This is a genomic window from Methanosarcina sp. (assembly GCF_028693135.1).
GTDB lineage: Archaea > Halobacteriota > Methanosarcinia > Methanosarcinales > Methanosarcinaceae > Methanosarcina.
In genome coordinates, this window is sequence record NZ_JAQUVZ010000006.1 from 43,165 (window position 1) to 61,911 (window position 18,747).

The following is an 18,747-nucleotide window of genomic DNA, read 5'->3' on the forward strand; positions in this document are numbered from 1 at the left end:
ATCCTTTATACAATATTCAAGGCATCAACGCGCTTTTTCAGGACTCCTACAAAAAGGGAGTTATCGTAATAGGCCAGGTCTTCTCCGCACATGGGGCAGAGAAATTCTGTTTCAGTTGCCTCGTCAAAAAGAAGGCGAACACAGCCCTGCGGGCACGTATAGAAAACATTGTTTTCTTCAAACTCCAGGCGAGTCTTCAGGTTCCTGAGCAGTTTTTTCTTTTCTCTCATAAGCTGATGCTCTATGCCGGAAAAGTCCAGGTGCCAGAGATATGTTAACCATCCGCTGTTTGAATCCCTCTCTCTTACAACGATTGCAAATTTATTCTCATAAAGTATGAAGAGAGTTCTTCTCACTGTATTCAGCAGAACTCCGGTTTTTCCCGCAATTTCTTCATCCGTGACCTCGCCTTCGGGCATATCTCCTATCATTTTAAGCCCGTCTTCCCCTACAAGGCTCATGAGATATCCTCTAATTACCTTGTCATTTAAATCGACCAAAGTGTTCACCTCGCAAATCCCTTATATAAATTGGACATACCAGTATTAAAGTTTACATTAAGCTTTTTCTCAAATAGATCTTTCATTTCTGGAAAAAGCTGCACTTTTGAAACCGAACCTCATGCTTTTCCGGCAGGGTTCAGAGGCTTTCTTTCTTCTTTCGTTCGGTTTGCAATAAAAGTCTTTATCCTTTCTGCCCCTCTTTCAAGAGATAGGATTGCCTCGTCTTTTGTTGAGGCGCATGCAAACAGGGAGGTAAGAGGCCAGTCAGGCTCAGTAACAGTTCCCATGGAAGGAATATCAGCGCTTTTTTCCCTGAGAATGACGTTCATGAGCTTTCTGTCTATAAAAAGTTCTCTATCTGAGTACAGAACCCCCCGTGCAGCAAAAGTTTTTGCTTCCGGTTTTTCCGGAAGTTCTCCTCCGAAGCATCCAATATGGGCTTCAAAAAGGTTAATTCCCGTTGACATCTCTATGGTATCCAGGCTGCCCTGGAACCTTGGGTTTACTTCCAGCACTACAGGCCCCTTTTCCGTGGCCAGGAAATCTACACCATTTGAGCCCAGGAGCCCGAGTTTGAGCACCAGTTCTTCAGCAAGGGCTTCCATTTCCTCTGCGTGCGCTGTCCTGAAAGGAGTTACGTTTCCGCAGTAGGCAAACGGCAGCCTCGAAAGCCAGGGCGTCCCTATCAATTGCTCATTTATAGCAACTGCCAGAGCTTGATTTTTTGTGGAAAGTAAAGAAACGCTTGAAGGAATTCCTTCCAGAAACTCCTGGATTACAACCTCCTTTTCTATAAATTCCGGGTCCAGCCTGGATAATTCTTCTAAAGCTGATAGCAGTTCTTGCCTGTTCTTTGCAACCCTGTTAAAGATCCCCCCTCCTCCTGAGGCAGGTTTTAGAATAACAGGGTATTCGATAGCGTCCAGCTCCTCTGGAGAGTAACAGTGGGGATGTGGCATCCCAAGGGCTTCAAGTTTTTTTGCAAGGTGCAATTTGTTTGAAGCTTCCTTAACTGCGTCGGGACAGCTGGCAAGTACCGGACAGGAGAAACTGCATGAGTCCAGCATCTCCATTCCCGAGCCTGGCACGATGGCATCAAAGTCAAGTCCGAAGGCGTTCATTTGAGCTATTATCCAGCGAGGATCAAGCTGATGGAGTTCACTTGAAGTCCTGCACTCAAGGAGCGCTGATGCATATGCACATTTCTGCAGGTCAAGGTCACGAAAAGCATCTATAGAGCAGACAGTGTAACCTGCCCTGCTCGCGGAGCAGACAATGTTTCGTGTATCAAATCCAATTGCAAGGATATTCTGCATGTTCCCTCGTTTTTCCGGAATCTCATTTTTCCTGCGGAACATCGGAGTGTGCCAGCGCAAAGATTCCATATTCTGTTTTCAGAACCGGGATTTCACTTCCTGCTTCTGCACTAAAGGACATTGGCTTTTTTATTGCAACAGTTTCATAGGTCTCAGGGTCAAGCACCAGAATTGCATTTTCTTCGATTGAAACCAGAACTGTAAAAACTGCATCCCCAAGATTTGCAATTTTTTCTGCGCCTTTGAGGTCTTCAGGAGTTGAAATAAACCTGGAGCCGTCTTCAAGGCTTATTCCGTTGACCTTCTTGCCTGAGCTTCTTATCTGGATAATCCTTCCCCTGAACCTTATCACGTCCCCTGGCCTGAACTCCGGAAGGCGCATGGCAAAAGTAATCCTGTAGAGGTTTTTCCCGTCTTTCATCCCAACAAGGGTAGGAGACTCGGAAAAACTGCCTCCGAGTTCGTTAATGATCAGCCGGCAGACCTGCCTGCTGGCGTTCATGGAACCCATGTAGAGGTCAATTCCCTCCTTCAGTTCAAGGGCTTCGCTTATAAAGGCAAGGCGGTCGCCTTTCTTTCTCATGCTTTCCATGGAGTCCCTGGCAATGGCAGAGCAGCGCCTCCTTTCCTCTTCAGTAGGGAACCTGCCTGCAGCCCTTATCTGGATGATTGCTTCAAAGTATCCTCCGGATTCACGGCTACACATATCGCAGGCTGTCCGCTGAACCCTTACTTCTGTCTCAGCTTCGGCATGGACTGACTCTTCTTTTACGATTGCATCTATTTCGGCTCTCACCTTGTATATATAAGGCGTCATTTCTTTTGGTTCCATACAGAGTTCCACATCGCTGGCTTCATCGTGGATAAAAAGGGCATTTTCTACGGCTTTCAGCACCACTTCTTCGACATTGCCGATATTTTCCCAGCGGCTCCTGTGGAAATACGCTCCGCAGCTGGAACAGATCCTTATGTGGAGTACAAGAGGCAGCTCAATTGGTTTGAAGGTTTCAAAGAAACAGTCCCTGCAAACGGAATCAAAAAGTTTATCGCATTCTTTGCCGCATTTCGGGCATGTGATGGAATTCATAAAACCTCAGCAGGAAACCCCTGAGTTTTTAGCTCATGAGTCATTGACCTATAATCCTTACTGGTCGTCTTCTTGGAATAGTGGGTGTCAGATTGTTCAGAAAGTAACGTCTCTACAGTAATAATGGACAGTTCTCCTGTTAAGTACTCTCATGTTATTTAAGAATAGCTGGATTCACTGATTTTACCTGTAAGCATCCAGGCTCCCCGAATTTTCTGGAATGCAAAACCCGCAAAAAGGTACAACATAGTTACAAATTGATTTTGAAAAATATATAGTTTAAACTTTAATCAAATAAGTATTTGTCTTATATAAATATTTCCCGCCCTCGTTAAGCCACCCTAGTTGCGCCACCCGAATTGCGCCTCGGGAGTACGCGGTCCTTTTCGCTGCGCTCAAGAGGACTATTTTATGGTTTATTGTAGTGAACTTCGTTGCGCTCAAGAGGGCTAATGATGGTTTATAGTAGCAAGCTACGCTCAAGTGGACTAATCTGTTAAACAGATCTGTATAGGTTTATAGTAGTGAACTTTGCTTCGCTCAAGAGGGCTAATGATGGTTTATAGTAGCAAGCTGCGCTCAAGTGGACTAATCTGTTAAACAGATCTGTATAAACAGATGCTGAGTTTTGCTATTGAGGGCGGATTTTTTACTGAGAATGAAACTCAAATGCTCCAGAAAATTCAAGAAAACTAAGTCTATTAAAGAACCAGAGTTTTCTGAAAAGCTAGCAGCTACTTTCATAATAAGGGACTGAGCTTGTATTTTTTAAAAAAGAAGAAAGTTCCGTGTCAGAAAGACACGGATCTGTAAGGTTTTCAATTTACATTTGGACTTATTGTTTTGGGGGCCAGTTCTTCTCGATCCAGCCAGGTATACGGCCTGAGTCCATTGGACCAACCTTTACATTTGCACCTAGTGTATCTTCGAGGTCACCCTGCAGACGGGCTGATAGACCTGGAATGATAAGGGTGTTGTGGTTTGTGTCGGTCTTTAGATCGAAACCAGCCTTGTCGAAGGCGTCCTTTACCTTTGCGGAAGTCAGCTGACCACCGGCAACTGCAGCTTCCACACCAATACCATCGGTGTCAACTGCAAGCAGCCAGCATACGATGCCATTTGCTGAGATATCGCTTTCTACCGTGTAGTAGGTAAGGGCGAAGTTGGTGGTGAAGAATACCGGAGAGTCTTTGTCCGGGGCTCCAACCTTATACATCCCTCCGTCCACGGAGACAGGAGTCCTTGGGTCGGTGTAGATTGTTTCAGCCAGGTGCATTTCAGGCAGTGCTGCATATGGCTCCAGGCTGTGGAGTATCATAATGTCGCCGTACCTGATTGTGAAGACTGAAGCAATAACGGTTTCCCAGTAGGATGCGCTGACAGGGTCTGCAATTCCTGCCATCCAGGCTGTGAGCGGGAGAGCCATGATCGGGTATGCGATCTCGGTGTCTCCCATAATGCCTGCTCTCCTGATTTTCAGGAAGTTTGTGAAGGAATCCTTCAGGCCTTTGCCGCTTGGGTAGGTCCCCGGGTCGAGCACAATGTCCTTAATTCCTGACTCTGCAAAGGTCTTTGCAAGGGTCTTAAGGGCATCGAGGTCATTGAAGGCTGAAACTACAACAGGCACCTTGTATTCAAGGGCGAGTTCTCCTACTTCTTTCCAGTTGTCCTTGTTTGCAGCGTAGAGCAGTGGGTTTTTATCCTTTGCAACCTCAAGTCCTGCCTTCAGGACAGCGGGATTGAAGGAACAGAAGATCATAGGCAGGCCTATTTCCGCTACCTTCTTGACGGCTGCTGCGAACTTTGCAGGGTCGTTGGAAGTGGCTTTTATTGCCACACCGTCGAGAAGCAGGTTTCGTCCTACATAGAACTTCTTGAAGTCAGCGATTTTGTTTACTCTCTCAATAAGGGCAGCTTCTTCGAGGTTGTCTGAAACATCGAAGAACAGCTTTGTCTTATTGAAGAAGGTAAGTTTGTGGCGGTACAAGACATCGTCTCCACCGATGTTTGCTGCCTTTTCGCCTACTCCTATGGTAACCTGGCGGATCTCCGGGGCAAGGATAATATCGAGTTCTTTAAGCTTCTTTGCGTACTTCTTTTCCTTGACCAGGGGTGGGCATTCTGATGTCTTGCCGGACCTGTCAATCAGTTTGGAGGCAAAGGCCATACATGTAGGTTCACCACATTCTCCACAGTTTGTCTGGGGCAGGTACTTGTAGGCTTCTAATGGGCTGTTTATTTTCATGTTTTACACCTCCGTTCCGATCCAGTTGCTGATGTCAACAGGCTCTGCCTCAATTGAGCCAAAGAGGGTCTGTGTGATCTGCTTCAGGACTGCCACCGATGTTGGGTGCATCATCATGAATAGATCGTTTCCTGCAAGGGCAAGGGAGAGACCTGTTACGATTTCCCAGATAGGTCCTCTGTACTCTCTTGGGCCCCAGTCAGTGTCCTGACCCAATGGAGATCCAACCATCCATGATTCACGGGCACCCCATGCATTGGTGGTCCCTGAAGACATCGGGAAGGTCAGTTCGTCATCACCCATAAGGGCTGCAAGTCTGATGCGCTCCATGTTGGTGTAAGCGTAGTCGAGACCATACCCGAGGGCGGCAGTTGTTGGGTCCATGATGATTCTGTCTCTGGGCACTTTGCACTGCTTCATTAGTTTCCTGTTAAGTTCCTTCTGGGCGTTCATGTCCAGCTGGGTCCAGGAAAGCACGTCGTGGTCATACTTTAATGCAGCTTCTGCGATTGCTGCATAGTCCAGGTTCAGGCTGGCAGATGCAAGGAGGCAGCGTTCGCCTTCCGCAACTTCTGCGGCTTTTGCCAGGACTTCGGGATCCTTCTGTGGGTTCCCTGATCCACCAATGGCTATTGGCACATCAACGGCCTGCAGGACTTCCTCAACGGTCTTGGCTGCGTCCTTGGGGGATGTGTCCTTAATGAGTGGGTCGGTTGAAATCAGGTGGATGGTGATCATGTCGGCGTTGAACTTGTCAACGTTCTTCTTTGCCCATTCTCCAGGGCTGTCCATGACCTCGTCGTAGTTCTCCTTGACAGCTTTTGCAAGCCCTATTCTCATGTCGAACACGTCTATTGTGACCTGGTTCCTGTTCGGCATTGGAGCATCAAAGTAGAATGGAAGGGCTTTTTCGCCACCTACCATTACCCTCTTTCCACGGCTTCCGCCGTCTGCAGAGGTGTTTCCGATTGGAACTTCCTGAATCTGGGTTGCCCATTCTGCTATGTTTGCAACATCGAACTTTGCAGGAATGAGATCCTTAAGTTTCGGGGCTGCCAGAGCAGGAGCAATTGCGGGAGCAGCTGCTGAAGCTCCAAAGCCTACGGGGTACCCAAACATGCCTGCAAGTCTTGCAAAGTGCTGTGCAAGTACCGCACTTTCCTGCCCGAGGGCTGCGGCAAGCATTGGGTCAAATCCCCCTCCGAGTCCACCGAGGTCAAGCTCAATGTCCCCTTCTATAGTCACACCTTCGAGGGATTCTACATCCATTCCCGCGAACATGTTTGTTATATCTGATAACTTCATTTTCTTTGCCATGTAAACCTCACCGTTTCCGTAATTTTTCCATTTTTGTGAGTGACTGTATAATAAGGAATATAATACAGAACGTGTTTCCAGATCTTTTACCCTGATATAAGAACAGGGACCGGGGCAGGAACGAATCCTGCTCCGTTATTCTGTTTATTTTAAATGCCGTTTCAAGCTCTCAAACCGGATCTGGGTTCCTGTTCTCTTTTTCCGGTCGGTTTTCTGCATAATCCACAGGTTCAAAAGAAAGCTGGGGTCAGAGCCCCAGTTTTTGTACTATTTTTTCGATTTCTACTGCAGCAACCGAATCATCCGGGATTTCAAAGAGAGGTATACCTTTTATGTCCATTTCCTCGATTTTCGGATCGAGAGGGATCACACCTATCAGGTTCAGTTTCAGGTCCCCGGCCAGTTTGACAATCTCTTGACGGTTTGCATCTGTAACTTTGTTTGCAATAACGTGAATTCTGCCAACATTTGAATCCAGTTCACTCACAAGTTCACGAATCCTTTCGGCAGTCTGGAACCCCCTTCTTGAGGCGTCAGTTACAACAATAAGATCATCAATATCCCGGAGAATCTTTCTACTGAAATGCTCAAGCCCGGCTTCCGCATCAATGACAACTATCTCATAATTCACGATCAGTTTGTCCATGATGCCGCGTAGGAGGTTGTTTACGTAACAGTAACAACCTGTACCTTCGGGCCTGCCCATTACCAGCAGGTCATATCCCGGCATTTCTTCAATGATCTCATAGACTTTACTTTTAAGAATGGATTCCTTGTTCATATCGGGGTTGTCAGGCCTTGGTTTTTTGATTTCAGTCTGCAAGGATTCCTTTGCATCCCCTACGGTTTTTACGTTCTCACAGCCAAGGGTTTCTGGCAGGTTAGTATCTGCGTCTGCATCAACTGCCAGTAAAAATTTCCCTTTTTTGGAAAGGTAGCGGATCATAAGAGCCGCTACCGCTGTTTTGCCAGTCCCACCTTTTCCCGTTATTGCAATTACTTTTGTCACAGAATACCCCTTTGGATTGTTTTTCGGTTTTAGGCTATTGCCTTTCGTCACTCAGTTATTTCTTTTCTTTCTTCTGGCTGATGACCATTTTGTCAATGGTGATCTTTGCGTTCTTGAAGGTCAGCTTTATTCCGCCGCCTGAACCGCCGGACATCATTGGCATTGCAGGCATCTGGAATCCGGATGCAGGCATCATCATTGGGGATGCTGCAACAGCTACTTCCTCTTCTTCTTCCTCTTCTTCTTCCTCTTCTTCCGCAGCTACCCAGGTGGCAACTATGGGGTGTTTCTTTTCCTCGAGGAAGGCTTTCAGAGATGCGATATCAGTTGCATCGTTCTCTGTTGCGATCTTGTCCTTCAGATCTGCAGGGATGGTTTCATCGATCTTCTCTTTGAGTATGGAGGGGAGCCAGACTACTCTGTTCCAGCCACCGTCAGCCTGGATGAACTTCGGGGAGTAGAAGTAGTTGACCCCAATTCCAAGGAAACCTACGATCTGCTTTCCGCCACCGGTCTGACCGGCCATTGTCGAGAAACCAATACCGTTAGGGGACATTCCCTGGTATTCTCTGTTAACCCAGCCAATACCGTCGACTTCAGGGATATAGAACCCGACTACTTCGAAGCAACCGCAGGATGTGTGCGGGGAGTCAAAGAAGGAGTGGAGTTTGATCTTGTCGAATTCACCGGCGGAGAGTTTCTTGGCAATATCGTTGACACCGGTGTATTCACCTGTAACAGCATCGAGAAGTTCACCTTTGGCAATTTCAAACTGTGGGCCTTCAGGGTCGACTTTTGCTGCTGCACGGCCGTCGAACCAGTTGATTGCACCACAAAGGGAAACTCTGTCAGGGGAAACTACACAGACATTGGTCGGAGCAAAGGACTGGCAGAGAGTGCATCCGTAGAAGACATCAACATCTTCATCGTGCAGGTCCTTTGTCCTGGCGTCTCTTGCTTTGAAAATCTCCTTTGCTTCTGTCATCTGCTTTTCAACTTCAGCCTGTTCGGTGTAGAAGGTGACCTGCATCTTCTCGATAAAGGGCAGTTCTGTCTTGAAGAGCATCATGACAGCTCTTCCGAAGGGCTCGAAGGAGTCCATCTTCCCAGCTGTGTCCTTGGAAACTCTCATCCAGACATCGTACCTCTGGTTCAGGTGCATAATGCCCTGGCAGTAGTTGATGAAGTCGTGGACACGCCTTTCGACCACAGATTCAAGGTCAGCCTCGACAAGTTCTCCACCGATGTTGAAGATCATTGCCCAGGGGTAGGTCTTGCCCTCTTCCATGTCCTTGAGATCTGGACCGACAATTGTGACCTGGTCGTCTACAATTGCATCCATATCTGCTGCTCTGACGAGTTCGAGACCAAGGGATTTTGGGCCACCAAGTTCAACGAACATTCCTTCCTTTCTTACTCTTTCTCCTTCAAACATCGGGGAAATCTCGAATGGGTAATCTGCCATTGTGTTTTCGCCTCCTAAATCAAATTATAGTAAGTCAATCAATTCATCCAGGGCAACAAAGTGTTCTTCCCTGCTTATGGTCCCGAAGGACATTGTTGCGTTCTGGACGTAGTCTTTACCAATTGAAATTGATTTTACTTTGGAAAAGTTCCTGGTTCCGGACAGTACCTGGTTAATATAGTACTTCTTGAATTCCAGGACTATTATGGTGTCGTAGTTACCTTTTCCGTCAAGTCCGGGCCATGCGGGGTCGGTTAAGTAGAATCCGAGCTGGTGCACATTGATGTACTTGGCATCTACGTCCTTGTCTAAGAATCCATTGAGGGAGCTTCCGGTAGCTGCAATTGGAATGTTTGCCTTTTTGGCAATCTTAACTGCACGGTCCAGAATTTCTGGTCTAAGAACTCCGGTTCCGACCACAAGAAGTGGTCTCTTTGCCTTGGAGATCATCTTGGCTGCCATGTCAGGGTTGATTGCCTTTGAGGTGGTTACCCCGTAGCTGGTAAAGAGCTTTGTGTTCTTTGTAGTGTCAACCATTTTCAGGCCTCCTTGCAGAGTCTCTTGAGGTTGGTGGGCTGTGCCGAGACGTCGAACTTAATCTTCGGACCGGAGATGATCTTTTTCCTCTTCCAATCGATTTCCCAGCCTTTCTCTTCTTCGAGTTTCTTCATGAGGTCCGCACGCTTGGCGAGTGGCAGGTCGGCTTCGGTCCTGATGAACTTCCACCAGTCATCGGGCATTCCGCCGATATACTTTGCGTGGAGTTCCATCCAGTGGGTCAGCTTAATAGACCTACCCATACTGTTGTCGGATGGGCGGATGCAGGCTTTTGCCATCATTGGGATTGCTTCCTGCCAGGTCTCTGCGGTGATCAGGAGGAATTCCGGTGCTGGAGGGATTGCCATCTCTTCGCCGTTTCTGGCGTCGTAGACCTTCCACTTCTCATCATCATAGTTCTTTGCGATCAGGGCTCTCCTGTACTTAGAACTGTGGGGACCAAGCACTGCCGGGATACCATAGATGTTACATCCGGTTCCTATTGAAGCTGCTTTCTGAGAGAACGCACCCCATGCAAGACCACAGGCACCAACACGGTTCAGGACATAGTCTGCGATTTCCGCGAGGTTGCCTCCCATGGTTCTGCCACCAAAGATAGCGGCGACTTTCTGGGCGGCTCCGGTAATGTGAGCATTCGAGACGCAGGACCCAATGTTAACCAGTCCACCAGACTGGAATCCACCGGGGAACCTCTCATAGAGAGTCTGGCCGTTCTCGTCCTTGTACATACCCATGTCCATGGACCCACATCCGGTACCGACAACGATATAGTTCCTCTTAAGGAATTCTTCTGCGATGTAGTACACGGATTTGGCTCCATCACCGTAGTTAGGACATCCGATGATTGCGATGATACCGGGGGTGGTACCCATGACCAGGTTCAGACCTTCTGAACGGATTTCCGCATCAGATACCTGACCTCTGCCGGCTCTCATCCAGCCTTTCTCTTCTGCGATAACCTTCTGAGAGGCTTTTTCGATGACGCTAAGGATTGGGATTTCCTTCTTACAGACCTGTTCACAGCGGCGGCATCCGATACACTGGTCGTGGAGATCTACAAGGTAGCTGTAGTCGCCTTCCTTGGCATGCTTCATAGCTTCCGGAATCTCCAGTTCTTCAGGGCAGACCAGGTAGCAGGAGCCACAGTCAGCACACTTGTCGACCCATTCCTTCATCTGCTCATCAGATGCGATTGTCCTGAATCCTGCTGCTTGGCGAATCGGGTGCATTACCTGGGTGAGCCTTACGGCGATTTCTCCAAGCTTATCGTAGTCAAGGATCACAGCACCCGGAATCGCTCCGGACTTGAGTTCCTCAATTGTCGCATCGACGTCCTGATCGTCCCTGCTGGGCAGGCCATACATGATCTTGGCGTTGGACGCAATAACGGGAATCCCAAGCTTCTGGGCTTCGGGTACGATGTCTCCACGGACACACTGTTCATCAACAACAATGACGTCAGGCAGTCCTGTACGGATGATCTTGAGTTCCTGGGACATGGAACCGATGACCTTGGTGTAGGGAGCTCTCCTGTCGGCTTCCTTGTATCTGGTCAGGTCGATTGCGGTACAGCAGAGCCCACCGAGTTCCATCTTGTCGGTCAGGTCGTGCTCTTCCATGTAGTCCATCATGTAGGTGACACCGCCCACGTTGTGTCCGATAACACAGAGGAACGGTTTTTCCTTGTCAATGGTTCCGACACCCATCTCAATGAGTGGGGCTTCGGGATCGGCTTTCGGGAAGTCGAGGGCTGCGATCTGGACTATATCGGATATTTCCATTCCAACGTGGTCCAGGCTGCCGCTGAAGAGAGCCTTTGAGTCGTAGTCGATCTCTGCGGATTCCTGCCCGGCATGGACGGTTGCAAGGAGCTGGGTAAGCTGTTCCTCTGTGAACTCCATTGCAGGTTTGATTTCTCCGAGGGTCATTGGTCTCTGCCCGGTGGTAATCGTGATGTTAGGGGTCAGGACGTCGGATTGCCCAAGCTTGAGGGGTAAGTCTTCTCCGAAGACCTCAATCAGGTGGTCAAGCAGGTGGCGGCCATGGGCTGCGTGGCAGGCAGTACCGGTGATCACACGGAGGAAGAATTCCCTGCCGTTGTGGCCTAGCATGTCAATACCACAGGCGCCTCTCTTGTTGTTGGAGAGGTCACATGGGCCGTATGTGCAGTAGCAGCACTGGTCACACATAGGGGTGATTACAGGCTCATAACGGGCGAGTAATTTCAGGTTCCAGTCATCCCTGTAGGTTGCAAGACCAGGCCATGTGGATGGGCCCAAGGGGCCGAGATCTTTTGCTTTCTCGTCCGCGGCCTCCTTTGCTGCCCCTACAATATTATTTATAGTGATCTGAACGGACTCCAGATCTTCTATAGAAAAACTCCCGGTAGTTAGGTTGCTCATTTTAGCTTTACCTCCTAAATATGCTTAAAGTCACTTTATATGCTTAAAGTCACTTTGCCAGACGATTGTATTTACGATATTTGGCATACCGACAACGATTATGCAATTTATATTGACGTCTGATTAAAAGTTCCACTATTTAAAGACATTTTTAGTAGATCGTTTTTAACTTTTTATAGGAATTACTCACTTACAATACAAAATCAAGTACAGTAAATTAAACAGTTAAAACTTTAATTTTAGAGGGTCGGGGGTTTACTGTTCTTGTTTTAGACCTCAAATGTGTAAGTCCTATAAATGTTGCGATCTCAGAATAATAAAAGAGATCTGAGAGACTATCCGAAAAGTTCTATGCATGTTGTAAAATTACAATTAGTGTCAAGTATCCGGAATCCGTTCGTTTGTACATGATGCCGATTGTATAAGTTACAGTAAGTCACAGCACTTTTCGAATAAATCCTTAAATTACACATAAGCGACGTGTTATAAATAACTTTCATTTTTGTTCGGTTTAGATACAAAATAAGAAAAGCTTGGTATAAATCTTATCTAAACTCTTATGAGTCGTTGACTCATGACGTCCCACTGTTTCAAGACATTTTTAGTAGATAATTTTTGACTTTTTATATAAGTTACTCACTTACACTACAAAATCAAGTACAGTAAATTAAGCAGTTAAAACTTTTTTTAGAAGATTGGGGGTCCAATGCTCTTGTTTTATGCCTCAAGTGGGTAAGTCCTATATCAGTAAATGTTGTGATCTCTGAATACTAAAAGAGATCTAAGAGATTATCCAAAAAGTTCCATGCATGTTGTAAAATTACAATTAGTGTCCATTATCCGGAATCCGTTCGTTTGTGCATGATGCCGGTAGTAAAAGTTACAGTAGGTCACAGCCCTTTTCGAACACGCTCTTAAATTACTCATAAGCGACATGTTATAAATAATTTTCATTTTTGTTCGGTTTAGATACATAATAAGAAAAGCGTAGTATAAATCCTATCTAAACTCTATGAGTCGTTGACTCACGATGTTCCAACTGTTTAAATATAGTTTTTACAGGTCGTTTTTAACATTATATAAGAGGTTACACACTTACTATACAAAATTAAGTGCAGTAAATTAAACAGTTATAACTTGAATTTGACTTAACTTGAATTTAACTTGTATTTTCGAGAGTTGGACGTTCACTACTTTTTTGTTTAAACTTCAAGTGGGTAAGTCCTGTATCAGTAAATGTTGTGATCTCAGAATACTAAAAGAGATAAGAGACTATCCGAAAAGTTCCGTGCATGTTGTAAAATTACAATTAGTGTCCATTATCCGGAATCCGTTCATTTGTGCATGATACCGGTAGTAAAAATACGTAGGTCACAGTACTTTTCGAATATCTCTTTAAATTACACATATGAGATATGTTATAAATACCTTTCTTTTCGGTTTGGTTTGGATACAAAATAAGAAAAGAGTAGTATAAATCCTATCTAAACTCTATGAGTCGTTGACTCATGATGTTCCAACTGTTTAAATATAGTTTTCACAGGTCGTTTTTAACTTTATATAGAGGTTACACACTTACTATACAAAATCAAGTACAGTGAATTAAACGGTTCTATCTTGAATTTAACTTGTATTTTCGAGAGTTGAACGTTCACTACTTTTGTTTAAACCTCAAGTGGGTAAGTCCTTTACCAGTAAATGTTGTGATCTCAGAATACTAAAAGAGATATAAGAGACTATTCAAAAAGTTCCGTGCATGTTGTAAAATTACAATTAGTGTCCATTATCCGGAATCCGTTCATTTGTGCATGATACCGGTAGTAAAAATACGTAGGTCACAGTACTTTTCGAATATCTCTTTAAATTACACATATGAGATATGTTATAAATACCTTTCTTTTCGGTTTGGTTTGGATACAAAATAAGAAAAGAGTAGTATGAATCCTATCTAAACTCTATGAGTCGTTGACTCATGATGAAGCATGAAAAACAGCATCTTATACTCAGTTTTTCATAGGAAAAGAACATGAAATTCTTCGAATAACAGGCACAAAAAAACGAAAGTACCAGTGATTAGCAGAATTTTTATGTTAAATCAGGTTTAAAAGGCAGAAAATGGTCACAGGACTACCTGATATATGGTGCAAAATTATGAAGTAAACGTTATAGTTATAATCGTAGTTTATACCATTAGGGGTTTATTGCGATTGGTTTTGTATTTAAAACCTCTATTTGACAGATCCTGTTAATTAATTCAGTAATTTCTTACACAAAACAAGTTGTTTCGACACATTACATTTTGGTAAAATAAAAAATGTCAAAACTCATAAGCTGCTAGACAAAACTTTGAATTGCAGATAAATACAGAACCATGAAGCCCATTTAGACATTGTATAATGTATACTTCTGTCAAATTTGGGTAAAATACAGAATCTAAAAATGGATTCAAAGCTTATTAATTAAATCAATAGTTAAATTGTTTTAGCACTGGTTATTTATACTACCTCTAGTTTGTGTAATTTGATGGTCAATAGAGTTAAACGCAGGGTCTCTTGCTTTCCGAAGGCCACCTATTACAAGCCCAGAGAAATCCCTCTTTGCTGTTTGGAAATTGCCAACCTATCCATAGAAGAGCTTGAAGCTATTCGTCTTTGCGACCTTCTCCAGATAGAGCAGAACGAAGCTGCTGAAAGAATGGGAATATCCAGGAAAACTTTCTGGAACGACCTCCAAAAGGCCCGGCAGAAGGTAGCTGATGCTCTTGTAAACGGAAAAGCTATCGAGATCTCTGGAGGAGAATACGTTAATACTGGTGAATGCAAGGTCGATTATCTCTGCAAAGAATGCGATCATGTGTGGGAACCAAAGTACGACCAGAATCGTCCCACAAGCTGTCCTAATTGTAATTCCAATTTAATTTTCCGACGCGGTGGCGATGGAAGAGGAAAGAGGTTTATTGATAATGATTATTGTTGCCCTAAAGAAAAGGGAAGCAGCAGGAATACTAGTGAAGGAAGCAAAAAAAAGTGACAATAATAGCTATACCATGCGAAGGCATGTTTAGTTCTTATGACACTCAGTGGCAAAAAACTAACACAGGCAAGGATTTTGACATTGTAACATTCGGAACCCTGTTTGGACCAAATACACACATGATAAAATCATAAACATAACATGTGATTCGTTGCGCACTATAAATATAAAAAAAGCAGAAGAGTTTAAAACTAAGGTTTATAATTTAAAAGCTAGAAGATAACTTTTTTCTATATATTTCCTTCAACTGGAATGAAATGTATACAAAAAGAAGCAATCTTAGAATTAGACGGTGTCTTAAATTATTGTGGACTTTTGTGCGAATTAGCTCGGCTAAATAGTGAATTTTTGGTAGTTTCTTTTGAAAAACATACAAAAAGTAAGTCATTCACAATAATTATGAGTTTTGGAGAACTGGATCGGATTCGGATAATCGTTCTTTTTTCCAAATCCAAGAATCATTTTTATAGTTCCGTAATAATTTCCATATTCTAAGGGCCTATCCGAAAAGTGGTTGCCTGCTGCAACTTTTACAATATGCATATGCAAAACCGGAACGGATGCTCTGGATATCATAGACTTATTTGACTTTTCAACATGCACGGAACTTTTCGGATAGGCTCTTAAACGGGATTCTATGGATATCAACCGTTCAGTGAGTTCTTTAATTTGAGATTCAAGACTTACAGTAAGCAGTAACTTCAGGGTGTGAAGCACACAAAGCAAGAATCTCTTCACGTTTCACAAATTAAAAAAGAAATCATTTTATATCCAATTTTTTTCTCGAAAAAAGGAAAAATGGGGTAGCCTCCATAGGGCTACCTCAATAATTATTATTCAATTTACATTTGGACTTATTGTTTTGGGGGCCAGTTCTTCTCGATCCAGCCAGGTATACGGCCTGAGTCCATTGGACCAACCTTTACATTTGCACCTAGTGTATCTTCGAGGTCACCCTGCAGACGGGCTGATAGACCTGGAATGATAAGGGTGTTGTGGTTTGTGTCGGTCTTTAGATCGAAACCAGCCTTGTCGAAGGCGTCCTTTACCTTTGCGGAAGTCAGCTGACCACCGGCAACTGCAGCTTCCACACCAATACCATCGGTGTCAACTGCAAGCAGCCAGCATACGATGCCATTTGCTGAGATATCGCTTTCTACCGTGTAGTAGGTAAGGGCGAAGTTGGTGGTGAAGAATACCGGAGAGTCTTTGTCCGGGGCTCCAACCTTATACATCCCTCCGTCCACGGAGACAGGAGTCCTTGGGTCGGTGTAGATTGTTTCAGCCAGGTGCATTTCAGGCAGTGCTGCATATGGCTCCAGGCTGTGGAGTATCATAATGTCGCCGTACCTGATTGTGAAGACTGAAGCAATAACGGTTTCCCAGTAGGATGCGCTGACAGGGTCTGCAATTCCTGCCATCCAGGCTGTGAGCGGGAGAGCCATGATCGGGTATGCGATCTCGGTGTCTCCCATAATGCCTGCTCTCCTGATTTTCAGGAAGTTTGTGAAGGAATCCTTCAGGCCTTTGCCGCTTGGGTAGGTCCCCGGGTCGAGCACAATGTCCTTAATTCCTGACTCTGCAAAGGTCTTTGCAAGGGTCTTAAGGGCATCGAGGTCATTGAAGGCTGAAACTACAACAGGCACCTTGTATTCAAGGGCGAGTTCTCCTACTTCTTTCCAGTTGTCCTTGTTTGCAGCGTAGAGCAGTGGGTTTTTATCCTTTGCAACCTCAAGTCCTGCCTTCAGGACAGCGGGATTGAAGGAACAGAAGATCATAGGCAGGCCTATTTCCGCTACCTTCTTGACGGCTGCTGCGAACTTTGCAGGGTCGTTGGAAGTGGCTTTTATTGCCACACCGTCGAGAAGCAGGTTTCGTCCTACATAGAACTTCTTGAAGTCAGCGATTTTGTTTACTCTCTCAATAAGGGCAGCTTCTTCGAGGTTGTCTGAAACATCGAAGAACAGCTTTGTCTTATTGAAGAAGGTAAGTTTGTGGCGGTACAAGACATCGTCTCCACCGATGTTTGCTGCCTTTTCGCCTACTCCTATGGTAACCTGGCGGATCTCCGGGGCAAGGATAATATCGAGTTCTTTAAGCTTCTTTGCGTACTTCTTTTCCTTGACCAGGGGTGGGCATTCTGATGTCTTGCCGGACCTGTCAATCAGTTTGGAGGCAAAGGCCATACATGTAGGTTCACCACATTCTCCACAGTTTGTCTGGGGCAGGTACTTGTAGGCTTCTAATGGGCTGTTTATTTTCATGTTTTACACCTCCGTTCCGATCCAGTTGCTGATGTCAACAGGCTCTGCCTCAATTGAGCCAAAGAGGGTCTGTGTGATCTGCTTCAGGACTGCCACCGATGTTGGGTGCATCATCATGAATAGATCGTTTCCTGCAAGGGCAAGGGAGAGACCTGTTACGATTTCCCAGATAGGTCCTCTGTACTCTCTTGGGCCCCAGTCAGTGTCCTGACCCAATGGAGATCCAACCATCCATGATTCACGGGCACCCCATGCATTGGTGGTCCCTGAAGACATCGGGAAGGTCAGTTCGTCATCACCCATAAGGGCTGCAAGTCTGATGCGCTCCATGTTGGTGTAAGCGTAGTCGAGACCATACCCGAGGGCGGCAGTTGTTGGGTCCATGATGATTCTGTCTCTGGGCACTTTGCACTGCTTCATTAGTTTCCTGTTAAGTTCCTTCTGGGCGTTCATGTCCAGCTGGGTCCAGGAAAGCACGTCGTGGTCATACTTTAATGCAGCTTCTGCGATTGCTGCATAGTCCAGGTTCAGGCTGGCAGATGCAAGGAGGCAGCGTTCGCCTTCCGCAACTTCTGCGGCTTTTGCCAGGACTTCGGGATCCTTCTGTGGGTTCCCTGATCCACCAATGGCTATTGGCACATCAACGGCCTGCAGGACTTCCTCAACGGTCTTGGCTGCGTCCTTGGGGGATGTGTCCTTAATGAGTGGGTCGGTTGAAATCAGGTGGATGGTGATCATGTCGGCGTTGAACTTGTCAACGTTCTTCTTTGCCCATTCTCCAGGGCTGTCCATGACCTCGTCGTAGTTCTCCTTGACAGCTTTTGCAAGCCCTATTCTCATGTCGAACACGTCTATTGTGACCTGGTTCCTGTTCGGCATTGGAGCATCAAAGTAGAATGGAAGGGCTTTTTCGCCACCTACCATTACCCTCTTTCCACGGCTTCCGCCGTCTGCAGAGGTGTTTCCGATTGGAACTTCCTGAATCTGGGTTGCCCATTCTGCTATGTTTGCAACATCGAACTTTGCAGGAATGAGATCCTTAAGTTTCGGGGCTGCCAGAGCAGGAGCAATTGCGGGAGCAGCTGCTGAAGCTCCAAAGCCTACGGGGTACCCAAACATGCCTGCAAGTCTTGCAAAGTGCTGTGCAAGTACCGCACTTTCCTGCCCGAGGGCTGCGGCAAGCATTGGGTCAAATCCCCCTCCGAGTCCACCGAGGTCAAGCTCAATGTCCCCTTCTATAGTCACACCTTCGAGGGATTCTACATCCATTCCCGCGAACATGTTTGTTATATCTGATAACTTCATTTTCTTTGCCATGTAAACCTCACCGTTTCCGTAATTTTTCCATTTTTGTGAGTGACTGTATAATAAGGAATATAATACAGAACGTGTTTCCAGATCTTTTACCCTGATATAAGAACAGGGACCGGGGCAGGAACGAATCCTGCTCCGTTATTCTGTTTATTTTAAATGCCGTTTCAAGCTCTCAAACCGGATCTGGGTTCCTGTTCTCTTTTTCCGGTCGGTTTTCTGCATAATCCACAGGTT

The 18,747-nt window shown here is 45.6% G+C and carries 12 protein-coding genes and 1 pseudogene; 1 reads left to right on the forward strand and 12 read right to left on the reverse strand.

Going from position 1 to position 18,747, the window contains the following annotated elements; translation table 11 throughout:
• Window positions 1–5: 5 nt before the first annotated feature.
• The 9 genes from PHF18_RS04405 to cdhA all read right to left on the reverse strand — a co-directional run bounded on the left by PHF18_RS04405 (window position 6) and on the right by cdhA (window position 11,902).
• Window positions 6–500, reverse strand: a complete 495-nt coding sequence (locus PHF18_RS04405; protein WP_300098875.1) for a transcription factor — start codon at window positions 498–500, stop codon at window positions 6–8.
• Window positions 501–619: 119 nt separating this feature from the next.
• Window positions 620–1,888: an ATP-grasp domain-containing protein gene (locus tag PHF18_RS04410; RefSeq protein WP_300098879.1), complete on the reverse strand. Its 1,269-nt coding sequence runs from the start codon at window positions 1,886–1,888 to the stop codon at window positions 620–622.
• The gene (locus PHF18_RS04415; RefSeq protein WP_300098882.1) at window positions 1,842–2,906 is read right to left on the reverse strand and encodes a 60S ribosomal export protein NMD3; all 1,065 of its coding nucleotides are present in this window, start codon (window positions 2,904–2,906) and stop codon (window positions 1,842–1,844) included. Before PHF18_RS04415 ends, PHF18_RS04410 begins: the two co-directional genes overlap by 47 nt.
• An 835-nt stretch (window positions 2,907–3,741) precedes the next feature.
• On the reverse strand, window positions 3,742–5,151 hold the full coding sequence (gene acsC / locus PHF18_RS04420; protein WP_300098885.1) for an acetyl-CoA decarbonylase/synthase complex subunit gamma: 1,410 nt from the start codon (window positions 5,149–5,151) through the stop codon (window positions 3,742–3,744).
• Between the two features lie 3 nt (window positions 5,152–5,154).
• Window positions 5,155–6,468: a CO dehydrogenase/acetyl-CoA synthase subunit delta gene (gene cdhD / locus PHF18_RS04425; RefSeq protein ID WP_300098888.1), complete on the reverse strand. Its 1,314-nt coding sequence runs from the start codon at window positions 6,466–6,468 to the stop codon at window positions 5,155–5,157.
• Window positions 6,469–6,715: 247 nt separating this feature from the next.
• Complete coding sequence (locus PHF18_RS04430) at window positions 6,716–7,477, reverse strand: carbon monoxide dehydrogenase accessory protein CooC (protein ID WP_300098890.1); 762 nt, start codon at window positions 7,475–7,477, stop codon at window positions 6,716–6,718.
• Between the two features lie 55 nt (window positions 7,478–7,532).
• Window positions 7,533–8,942 carry a CO dehydrogenase/CO-methylating acetyl-CoA synthase complex subunit beta gene (gene cdhC / locus PHF18_RS04435; RefSeq protein ID WP_300098893.1) on the reverse strand — a complete coding sequence of 470 codons (1,410 nt, stop codon included), beginning with the start codon at window positions 8,940–8,942 and terminating at the stop codon, window positions 7,533–7,535.
• Window positions 8,943–8,966: 24 nt separating this feature from the next.
• The gene (cdhB, locus tag PHF18_RS04440) at window positions 8,967–9,479 is read right to left on the reverse strand and encodes a CO dehydrogenase/acetyl-CoA synthase complex subunit epsilon (protein WP_300098896.1); all 513 of its coding nucleotides are present in this window, start codon (window positions 9,477–9,479) and stop codon (window positions 8,967–8,969) included.
• A gap of 2 nt (window positions 9,480–9,481) precedes the next feature.
• Window positions 9,482–11,902, reverse strand: coding sequence for a CO dehydrogenase/acetyl-CoA synthase complex subunit alpha (gene cdhA, locus PHF18_RS04445; RefSeq protein ID WP_300098899.1), 2,421 nt, complete (start codon window positions 11,900–11,902; stop codon window positions 9,482–9,484).
• Window positions 11,903–14,425: 2,523 nt separating this feature from the next.
• Between cdhA and PHF18_RS04450 the strand changes: the two are divergent.
• Window positions 14,426–14,707, forward strand: a pseudogene (locus tag PHF18_RS04450) (DUF134 domain-containing protein); the annotation flags it as partial.
• 612 nt (window positions 14,708–15,319) lie between these two features.
• On the opposite strand, the gene PHF18_RS04455 reads toward PHF18_RS04450, so the two are convergent.
• The 3 genes from PHF18_RS04455 to cdhD (PHF18_RS04465) form a co-directional block, all read right to left on the reverse strand.
• Complete coding sequence (locus PHF18_RS04455) at window positions 15,320–15,511, reverse strand: hypothetical protein (RefSeq protein WP_300098902.1); 192 nt, start codon at window positions 15,509–15,511, stop codon at window positions 15,320–15,322.
• Between the two features lie 278 nt (window positions 15,512–15,789).
• Window positions 15,790–17,199 carry an acetyl-CoA decarbonylase/synthase complex subunit gamma gene (acsC, locus tag PHF18_RS04460; RefSeq protein WP_300098885.1) on the reverse strand — a complete coding sequence of 470 codons (1,410 nt, stop codon included), beginning with the start codon at window positions 17,197–17,199 and terminating at the stop codon, window positions 15,790–15,792.
• Window positions 17,200–17,202: 3 nt separating this feature from the next.
• The gene (cdhD, locus tag PHF18_RS04465; protein WP_300098888.1) at window positions 17,203–18,516 is read right to left on the reverse strand and encodes a CO dehydrogenase/acetyl-CoA synthase subunit delta; all 1,314 of its coding nucleotides are present in this window, start codon (window positions 18,514–18,516) and stop codon (window positions 17,203–17,205) included.
• Window positions 18,517–18,747: the final 231 nt, after the last annotated feature.